Genomic DNA, 9,601 nt, shown 5'->3' with positions numbered 1-9,601 from the left:
CGTCCGATGACAACGATGTTTCCCGCTGGCTGGACTATCTGCTGGCGAGCTTTTCCCAGGTCGATCCAACAATCAGCGACACTGCATCGCAGCTCGTGGGGCGAGGCGTCGACAGTGAGGCCGTCGAGCGCACGCTTATCGCCTTGGTCCGGAGCATCGCAGCACGACCGCGAGAGATCGTGCTGGTTCTCGATGACCTTCATTCATTGACTGACGCAGCCAGCCGCTGGACCCTGCAATGGCTGCTCGACCAGGCTCCCCGCAACTTGCATTTCGTTCTTGTCTGCCGCGGCGCCCCGCCGGTCTCTCTTTCCCGGCTACGTGCTCAACAAAGCGTCTTTGAGCTCGGATTTCGGGACCTGCGTTTCTCTCAGGGCGAGACCGAGGCCTTCCTCAAGAGCAAGCTTGACGCCATCGACCGCCGCACTGCCCAGCGCCTCTATGAACTCACCGACGGTTGGGTCGCCGGTCTGCAACTGCTCTCGATCGGCTGGTCCCGGAAGCGCGACCTGCAGAATACCAAATTCGTGTCTCGCGGACAGATCCAGGACGAGCAATCGTTCACGGACTATTTCGAGCACGAGATCCTGTCAAAGCTCTCGAAGGCCGAGTACGCGCTGCTCGAGGCCGCATCGATCTGCAACCGTTTCTGTGCATCCCTCTGCGCAGCACTGCTCGGCAAGGCGGAAGACAGCGACAGGATCGGATCCCTGCTCGCCAGCCTCGTCACGCAGAATGTTTTCATCATCCCGGTCGAAACGTCGGACCGCGAGACCTGGTATCGATTTCACCCGCTCCTGGGTGAAACCATGCGTGCTCGCTTGCGCCAGCGTCCCGAGGTGCAGCGGCTGCAGTACCATCGGGCGGCGTGGTTCTGGTTCCGGGACCACGGCTATGTCGATGAGGCGGTTCGCCATGCCTTGTCGGCCAACGAAGCCCCAGCAGCCGCAGAACTGCTGGATCAGTACGGCCAGGATCTGCTCGCGCGGGGCCAGTTTCGCAATATGAACAGCCTGGTTCGACAGCTGCCGGAACAGGAAATACAGTCGCGGGTCAACCTGCGTCTATGGATGGCGCGCTCGCAATTGCTGGCGCGGGAACTGGATGCCTGCGCCGAGAGCCTGCAGCGGCTCGGGGCTGACCTGCCGGCCGACGACGCCTCCGCCCAGTTTGCCCTCGCACTCGTGAAGGCGACGTTGGCGGTGGCCTCCGACGACACCGACGCGGCCATGCGGGTTTTGCCGCAAATGCTGCATCCACCGGCGGACGCGGACCCTGCGGCCATCGGCGGGCGAGACAACATCCTGAGCTGGCTTTACATGCACCGCGCCGACTATGAACTGGCGCGAAGGATTCAGCTCACCGCTCCCGCGACCCGCGCCGATGGCGTGCCCTTGCTCGGCTCTCCCGGCGGTCGGCTGCAAGGCCGCTGCCTGGTCGGGCTCAGTTATGCGCTCGAAGGCCAGATCATCGAGGCGGAACGGATCTATCGCGACGTTCTCTATGAATCCGAGCAGCGCGGGACCTCCTGCATCGATCCGGCATGCCTGGCGGCAGCCCTGCTCGGAGAAGCGCTCTACGAGCTCAACGATCCATCGGCCGCCCTGCAACTGCTCGAGGATCGGGTTGACGTGCTCGAACGCGTCTCGATCCCGGATTCGGTGCTGCGCGTCCTGTCGGTGCTATCGGCGTCGCACTGGCTTGCCGGGCGCCGCCAGGAGGCGCTCGCATATCTGGATCGGCTCGAAGACTACGCAGTTGGCCTCAAGCTCGATCGGCTAGTGGCGCACAGCCTCGGCGAACAGGTTCGACGTCATCTGGAGCAGAGTGAATTCGAGGCGGCGAAGCGCAAGCTCGCGACACTTGAGGAAATCGGCCAAAAGCACCCGAAGTCCGGCAGCCACCTCGGCGACGAGATATTCACTATCGTCGCACGGGCGCAGGTCCGGTTCGACGTCGCGGTCGGTCGCTACGAGGCGGCCGCCGCACGGCTCGGACCACTCATCGAGGTTTGCGAGGCACGCGGCCATCAGCAGATCGTGGCGATGCTACGACTGCAGAATGCCCTCGTCGCAAAGCGGCGCGGCATGCTCGATGAGGCCGGCAAGGCGACGCTGGCGGCCCTGCGGCTTGGCCATCGACTCGGCCTCGTGCGCAGCCTGCTCGATGCAGATACCTCGGCGCTCGACTTGATCCGCTGGTACGGCGACGAATTGGGTTTCGATGTCCTGCTGTCGTTCTACGTCGAACGGCTGGGAGATGCGGAGGCGTCGGCGCAAACCGCCGCTCCCGCACCACGCAACGACGGGGCCGAGAGCCGCACGGCGGTTCTCGAAAGCCTGAGCGATCGCGAACTCGACGTCATCCGCCTGCTTTCGCAAGCGTTTCCCAACAAGAAGATCGCGCGGGCGTTGGGGCTGTCGCCCGACACCGTGAAATGGCACCTCAAAAACATCTACGGCAAGCTAGGCGTTGCCGGCCGCGACGACGCGGTCTCGCGCATGCGCGACCTCGGCTGGAATGCGGACGGTCCTGCGCCATCAACGTCCTGAGATGACGCCCGATACCGTGGCCAAATCAAAGCTGGCGTGAGATCAAGTCGCGCATGACTTCGCTGGTTCCGCCATAGATGCGGCTGACGCGCATGTCGACGAACGATCGGGCGATCGGATACTCAAGCATGTAGCCGTAACCGCCGTGGAGCTGGACCATTTCATCAAGCGCCTTCCCGAGGGTCTCGGTCGCAAACAGCTTGGCGATCGCGGATTCCTGAAGCGTCAATCCGCGCTTCATGTGCTCGGCCAAATAGTGATCGATCATCAGGCGTACCGCAACGGCCTGGGCTTTGATATCGGCGAGCTTGAACTTGGTGTTCTGGAAATCCCAGACCGTGTGGCCAAACGCCTTCCGCTCCTTGACGTAAGCAAGTGTGTGATCGAGCGCCGCCTCCAGCCGCGCCGCCGCCGAAACCGCGATCGAGAAGCGCTCTTGCGGCAGCTCACCCATCAGGTATCTGAATCCCATCCCTTCCTCACCGAGCAGGTTGCCGACCGGGACCCGAACGTTGTCAAAGAATAGCTCGGCTGTATCCTGCGCGTGCTGCCCGACCTTTTTGAGCTTGCGACCTCGCCGGAAGCCTTCGCGATCGGCCTCGACGACGATGAGGCTCATGCCTTTCGCCCCCGCGGTCGCGTCGGTCTTGCACACCACGATGATAATGTCGGCGTTGAGGCCGTTGCTGATGAAGGTCTTGCTGCCATTGATGACGTACTCATCGCCCTCTTTTGTGGCGGTCGTTCTGATCGACTTGAGATCGCTGCCCGTGCCAGGCTCCGTCATGGCGATTGCAAGGATCAACTCACCCGAGCACGCGCGAGGCAGCCATTTCCGCTTCTGCGCCTCGCTTCCGACACGGGCGATGTACGGCGCGATGATGTCGGAGTGCACCTGAAAGCCGGGACCGCTGACATTGGCCCGAGCGATCTCTTCCGCCATGACGGCAGCGTGTCCGAAGTCTCCGCCGCCTCCGCCATACTCTTCGGGAAGAATTACCCCGAGCAATCCCTCCTGACCCGCCTTGCGCCAAACCTCGCGATCGACTCTGCCGGCGTCGTCCCATTCGTCCTGCCGCGGCACGCACTCTCGCTCGACGAAGCGACGAACCGTGGCGCGGAACATTTCATGGTCTTCGCGGAAGACTTTGCGGGCGATATGCACGGAGCAGCTCTCCTCGGAATGGAACGTGGGCGTGTATCAGGCCGAGAATAGTTCCGTGTCCGCCGAAGAAGACCACCCGTGGTGGGTAGGGCCGAACGGGCACCGCGATTCGACAATGACCGCGGTTCTTCGCAGGTGCGTCCGGCCGCGCCACCATAGCTTGTGGGTCTTCAACCTCATTGAACAGATCGGGTTTTTTTGGTGGCGAGCAAATTCGCATTGCGAAATCCTGCGGAAATCATGGGACACCGAGCGCGTGCCGCCTATGTCCTTGATCTAGGCAGCCAAACAGCGCTCCTCTTCGATCACCTCTGGCTCACCATCCGAAGCTCTTTTCAGGAAGCGCGCCATGGCAGCTTTTCGTGAATCTCGATCAAGGGCATAGGAGGTCTGCTTGAACTCAATGCCGTCAAGGAGGCCCTGGATGTAGCCCGAAATCGTGTCCGCGGCCATGATGAGCGCGGTATCAAGCGTATGGATGTATTTGCTCGTCACCGAACCCTTGGCGTGACCAACCAACGCCGCGATAGTCACCTCGGTGAAGCCGAGATCGTTGGCGATGCTCGCGAAGCTATGGCGCAGGACGTGTGGTGTAATGTCGGATAGCGGGGAGTCCTCGAAGAGATGCTTCCAATGGTTCGGGAAGCTGCCGAATGCATTGTCCTCGCCCAGCCCCGGGAACACGTACGTGTCGAAGTTATCCGTGCGCCGTCGCTCGAGATATTCAACGACAGGCAAGCCGATGGGGCGAATGGATTCTCCCTCTTTACTGTCCTCCAACCGCAAGCAGCTCGACTCGGTGTCAGCTTCCGTCCATTTCAAGCCGATCATCTCGCTGCGGCGGCAGCCGGTCAGGGCAAGCTGGCGAACGATGTCCACGATCGTGGCGTATTTCTCCTGCTTGGCGGCGTCGCGGAGCATCCGACCGAGGATTCGATACTCCGCCTCCGATAGTCGACGCTTTCGTACGTTATCCTTTGGCTTGCGGATGCCATGGGCCGGATTGGTTTCAATAATGCCCGCTTCGACGGCGTAGGTGAGGATGCCGCCGAGAAGGCCAACGGTGCGGGTGGCCGTTCCAGCGCCGCCGCGAACGATGGCCTTTCCGCGCAGCTTCTTGGTCTTCACCGAAGCCCGCGTCTTTCCAGCCATGATGTCCTTGAGGACCTTGTTGATGTCGGCCTTGGTGAGGTCCTTGACCCGCCGGGTCCCTATGAGCGGAACGATGTGATGCTCGATACGGCCAGTGTCGGTGACGATCGTTGAAGCCTTCTTCGGTCGTCCACCTTTTCCCAGGATAAGCCCGGCCTGGAGATCAGCGAAATATCGGGCGCACACCTCTTTCACAGTGATCGCCTTGTGATCGAGTTGGCGATCTTCCACGGGGTCGCCACCCTGAGCGACCCGACCGAGTTGCACCTTTGCCTCTCGGCGTGCCGTCTCGGGCGCCCAGGCTCCATGAAGCCCAATTGTGTATCGACGTGAGCGTCCACCTATTCGATACTGGATGACGTAGCTGCGCTTGCCGGAACTAAAGACCCGGACACCGAAGCCTGGCAACTCGTCGTCCCAGATCAGGTAGTCCTTTTCTTGGGCTTCCGCCGACTCAACGATCCTCTTCGTAATCTTGACCATGACGTTCCTTCGTTCCGGGCACGATCCTCTCGCGTAAGCAGAGCGTAAGCACGCGGGAGAAAATCAGAGCGTATTCTCGGATAGGAACGTCGCTTGTGGTGCTGAGATTATCCAGTCGGTTCAACCGGATAGCGTAGTGTAGCGTGCCCTATCGCATTTTTCGGAAGGGCACGTTATCTTGCTCCGTAGGCAAAGGTCACACGTTCGAATCGCGTCGGTTGCGCCATCTTTTCAGGCATTTTGGGGTGCTTTCCCGACCCGGCCGTTTCGCTTCGCACAAGCAGCGCGGGGCCGAACGACCACTGGACCTCCCCGAAGGCGATGCCAATCGCTTCCATCGATCATGGATGATCGATCAGAGTAGGCGGAAAGGCTTCCGAAATGTCCCTACCGGGTGACGTTCGCAGAGCCACCCGTTACCTGGCACAGCGGCCGGGCTCGCTATTTCACCTTCTGCTTCCCGGCTGGGGCGAGCACGACCGAGGCCTCGGTAGTCAGCACCCGGAAAGTGAACGTCTCCTGGAAGTAGAGCCCGACCGTTGTGTCGGTATGGTTGAGATAGCCGATCGAGAGATCTTGGCCGATATCCAGCTCGAAATCGCCTCCTCGCGTCGTCAGAACAAAGGCGCCGTCGATGGCAGGCGCCCAGAAAACACCGCCATCAACGAGCCGTTCGACGTGGTGAAAAACCGGGTATCCTTCATCGCTTCCGCCGCTCGCCGCCGTGTACGCCTCCGCCCCGAGGACAAGGGCATATGGTCCGTTGCAGCCGGCTAGTCTGAGTTACTTACGGCTTGCGCGACGGCACTTGGATAGGCTCCTGCATTTGTGGGAAGAATTAGCCCCGAGTTGTTGCTGGCCCGGCGAATGCCCTCGATCCCTGCGGCAGCATATCCGTCGAAAATTACACGGTCCTCCGCAAATGTGATGCTGCGGGCGGCGTCTTTGAGCGGCGCCCAAGCGGCGTCCAGGGCTCCGCGCTCAAGGTCATCAATCTGCTGGCGGGAGAGCTGGAATGGGACGCGCAATTCGACGAGCGCCTTCACCTCCCGCTGGCGCAGCACAGTAACAAAGCGCTTGCTCACGTGCTCCTGGATGCCGTCGTCGGCCTCGCCGCGGTGATCCCTGGGATCATTGAGCGTCGGCACGCGGCGAAATGCCAGTCGATCATCGAAGCTATCGTGCCCGACGTTCCCCTGCCCCAGCACAAACTGATTGAGGCCCGGATGACGGGCGAAGCCCGCAAAGGTGTGCTTGAGACCGGAGAATGGATGACGGCGGCAGAGATTGCGGAGATGGCTGGATTTAGTGCAAGCAATCCCAGCGCTCAGCCGAACAAATGGAAAAGGAACGGGCAGATCTTCGCCGTGCGTCATCACGGAGTGGACTACTTCCCGGGCTATGCCTTCGACGCCTCGACCGATTACCGGCCGGCCAAGGACTTGGCGCGAGTGCTGGAGGTCTTCCGCGGAAAAAAGGACGATTGGGGCCTCGCCTATTGGTTTGCATCGGTCAATAGCTTCCTTGGCGGCAAGCGACCGCAGGACTTGCTGATCAGCAATCCCGATCGCGTCGTCGCGGCGGCCGAGGACGAGGTCGCCGGCGTGCTCCATGGCTAGGAGGAAATCCGGCGCCCGCCGGCCGCCTACCCGACCGAGGGCAATCAGGCCGGCGCGAGCTAGGGCGAGGAGAGTTGACCGTTTGGGCTAATTGCAGCGCCTGGCAATCGCCAAACGTTGGTGATCAATGACCTAGCGACCGCGTCTCGGCGTCCTCCAGATGCATGGCCTCGCCATCAGATCCTGACGCCACACATTCCCGCGATGATAGCCGTCGCAATCAGTCCGCTAGCGACAACACCCGCCGCCCACAGCCGGTTTGTCGCCGTTAGCTCTACTCCATGGGCGATCAGCACCACCCGGAGACCAGAAGCAAGATGGCTGAGCACGAGGAAAACCGCGAGCGCATAATGCGGCACCAGCCTAATGTTCCATGGGTCGTGGATGAGCCCCGTCGGCGCACCCGTTGCGAAGTTCCAGTCGGTTGGGATTCGAAGATAGGTCCGTGCGTACAGAAATACGGAGTTCATGTGCCCAAGTACGAAGACCGACAGATAAAATCCGGACGCGATCTGGAACGAACGATAGAAGTCTTGAACTGTGTTGCTCCACCGCCACGCCAGCCAGAGTCCGCTCCCAGCCTGGAATAAAAAGAGAAGGATGAGTACTGGCTCTATCACTGGCGCGCGATATATTTTGCGCCCGACGTCCATGACAGCCGAATGCGTCGATGGGCCGAGAAGGCCGGTCAGATGGTTTGCGAGATGGAAAAGAATATAGGCGCACAGTAAAGCGGCACTTATGCCGTGGGCGACGCGCCATCGCGCGATCCTCATCCCGGCCATGCTGGTGGGCTCGCCTCGGGGCTTGGCAAATGCGAACGCTGTCGCCGCCAGCCATAGTATGCACCAGACTACCGGGTCCGGCAGTCGGCTGCTGAACATCCCCTGGACCACGCCGAGAAAGACGTAGAGCGTCGGCGCGGCAACAGCCGCATAAGCAAGGCGCCGGAGACCTGGTTGAATCGCCGGCCGACAGGCGATGAGAAGCCCGATGAGCGGCAGGCCGAGAGTGCAGATGAGTACTATCGCCGATATGGTGATGTTCGTCCGCGGTAATTTTGAGCCGGGGGCCCTGACTAAGGCGTGGAACAGCATCAACAAGAAGGGATGACAGATTGCCGCCATCGGCGGGAGGAACGCCAACGGATCAATCCCGACCGCCTTGGGCTCCTCTGCGCCATCCAGCGGCACAGCAGATTGCGCGACGTTCAACATGGCATCCTGTTCCATGACAGGAGAGTATCGCGCGATACAGGAAACATGTAGGCCCAAGAAGCTGTATTCGGTCTAGACCAAGCCGTTTAGCCTGAGTTTGCCCATGTCTCCAGGTTAGCTTCGCTACGCAGATCGGCGGACGTGGAGACGGTGAGCCCTGCTCGACGTACCCTGGTTCACATGCAACCGCTCGCCGGCCCGTTACGGGAGTGAACGCAGCCGTTTCTCGAAGTGGTCCGCCGATTGGTATCGGCGGTGCCGACCACGATGATCGCTAGTAGGCTCGCCGGCTTGGTCGCACTCGCGTTCACACTGAAGCCAGGATGCGCGCCGCCGGGTGGCTCCGCTCACCAACGTACGACGCCGCCGGCGATTTCTTCCTTGATGCCGAGCCCCAACAGACCGTGGTGCTGCTCTCGGGCGGTGTTGGCCTGACACCAATGGTCAGCATCGTTGAGACGATCGCCGCGGAGCTCCGGGCTTGCCGACGCACTATTTCCACCGCACGCTCAACAGCGACACGCATGCCTTGGATGAGCATGTCCACGCTTTGACAAAGCAGCACGGCGCGATTTCGGTCTCGACGTTCTACAATGAGCCGGGTCCCTGGATGTCGTCGGCGAGACCAACGACGCCACTGGCATCGTCACGCTCGATTGGCTCAAGGCCAACGCGCCGCTCCATGACGCCGATATATTTCTGTGCGGCCCCAACCCGTTCCTTCGTGCGCTCGTTAGCGAGCTTTCACTGACGAGCGTTGCTGCCGACCGCATTCACTATTAGTTCTTCGAGCCCACCGACGGGCCACTGGCAGCTTAGAGCAGCCTGGCCGCCCTGGTCCATTCGGGTTGGAGGTTCTTGGTTCTGATGAAACCAACCCGCTGACAGTAACTTCTCACGGATACTATTCAATCCGTGAGAAGTCCCATGAACGAACAATTGTCCGCGCCACTACCTGACGGGATCGTCCTGAGCCACGCACACGGTCCAAAACAACTGACGGCGTGCTTTCCCGTGATCTCGCAACTGCGCCCGCGCCTCAAGGGCGTCGATGAGTGGGTGGAGCGCGCCTCGGAAATGGCGACGGACGGCTATCGCGTCCTCGCTGCCTGGGAAGGAGACCGGGTGTTGGCGATAGCCGGATATCGGATCATAGAGAACTTGATCCATGGCCACTTCCTCTATGTCGATGACCTGATTACGGCCGAAGGCGAGCGAGGGAAAGGACTCGGGGCCGCGCTCCTCACGGAGCTGTCTGCGATCGGCGCCGATGAATTCTGCAACCGCCTAGGTGGTGTGGACACTAGCGCATCCATAGAACAATGGCAGCGAGAGTGACGACGGCCCGGTAATTCCGGGCCGTTTTTTCGAAGCGGGTTGCGACACGTCGGAACTGCTTGAGCTTTGAGAAGC

6 protein-coding genes and 2 pseudogenes are annotated in these 9,601 nt (G+C 61.1%); 3 read left to right on the top strand and 5 right to left on the bottom strand.

The window, feature by feature from the left end; all coding sequences use genetic code 11:
- On the top strand, positions 1-2,552 hold a 2,552-nt coding region (locus tag FNJ47_RS41750; RefSeq protein WP_163162074.1), incomplete at its 5' end, for a winged helix-turn-helix domain-containing protein.
- A 25-nt stretch (positions 2,553-2,577) separates the two neighbouring features.
- Here the strand turns inward: FNJ47_RS41750 and FNJ47_RS41745 are convergent.
- From FNJ47_RS41745 to FNJ47_RS41735, 3 genes and pseudogenes are all read right to left on the bottom strand, one after another.
- Positions 2,578-3,717 (bottom strand): acyl-CoA dehydrogenase family protein, encoded by a 1,140-nt coding sequence (locus FNJ47_RS41745; RefSeq protein ID WP_163162072.1) that lies wholly within the window; start codon positions 3,715-3,717, stop codon positions 2,578-2,580.
- Positions 3,718-3,993: 276 nt separating this feature from the next.
- Positions 3,994-5,352 (bottom strand): tyrosine-type recombinase/integrase, encoded by a 1,359-nt coding sequence (locus FNJ47_RS41740; protein ID WP_163162070.1) that lies wholly within the window; start codon positions 5,350-5,352, stop codon positions 3,994-3,996.
- Positions 5,353-5,793: 441 nt separating this feature from the next.
- Positions 5,794-6,728, bottom strand: a pseudogene (locus FNJ47_RS41735) (family 1 encapsulin nanocompartment shell protein).
- Between FNJ47_RS41735 and FNJ47_RS41730 the strand changes: the two are divergent.
- Positions 6,720-6,971 carry a hypothetical protein gene (locus FNJ47_RS41730; RefSeq protein ID WP_163162068.1) on the top strand — a complete coding sequence of 84 codons (252 nt, stop codon included), beginning with the start codon at positions 6,720-6,722 and terminating at the stop codon, positions 6,969-6,971. The pseudogene FNJ47_RS41735 and the gene FNJ47_RS41730 overlap by 9 nt on opposite strands.
- A 176-nt stretch (positions 6,972-7,147) precedes the next feature.
- Here FNJ47_RS41730 and FNJ47_RS41725 read toward each other — a convergent pair whose 3' ends face one another.
- Positions 7,148-8,203: a hypothetical protein gene (locus tag FNJ47_RS41725; RefSeq protein ID WP_236000442.1), complete on the bottom strand. Its 1,056-nt coding sequence runs from the start codon at positions 8,201-8,203 to the stop codon at positions 7,148-7,150.
- 912 nt (positions 8,204-9,115) lie between these two features.
- Here FNJ47_RS41725 and FNJ47_RS41720 point away from each other — a divergent pair.
- Entirely contained in the window at positions 9,116-9,526 is a 411-nt protein-coding gene (locus tag FNJ47_RS41720) for a GNAT family N-acetyltransferase (RefSeq protein ID WP_163162066.1), read from the top strand.
- Here the strand turns inward: FNJ47_RS41720 and FNJ47_RS41715 are convergent.
- A pseudogene (locus tag FNJ47_RS41715) lies at positions 9,492-9,601 on the bottom strand (IS5/IS1182 family transposase); the annotation flags it as partial. The gene FNJ47_RS41720 and the pseudogene FNJ47_RS41715 sit on opposite strands and share 35 nt — an antisense overlap.

Origin of the sequence: Bradyrhizobium uaiense, from assembly GCF_010811875.1 — a bacterium.
In the GTDB taxonomy this organism is placed as follows: domain Bacteria; phylum Pseudomonadota; class Alphaproteobacteria; order Rhizobiales; family Xanthobacteraceae; genus Bradyrhizobium; species Bradyrhizobium uaiense.
This window is presented reverse-complemented; position numbering and strand designations above follow the sequence as displayed.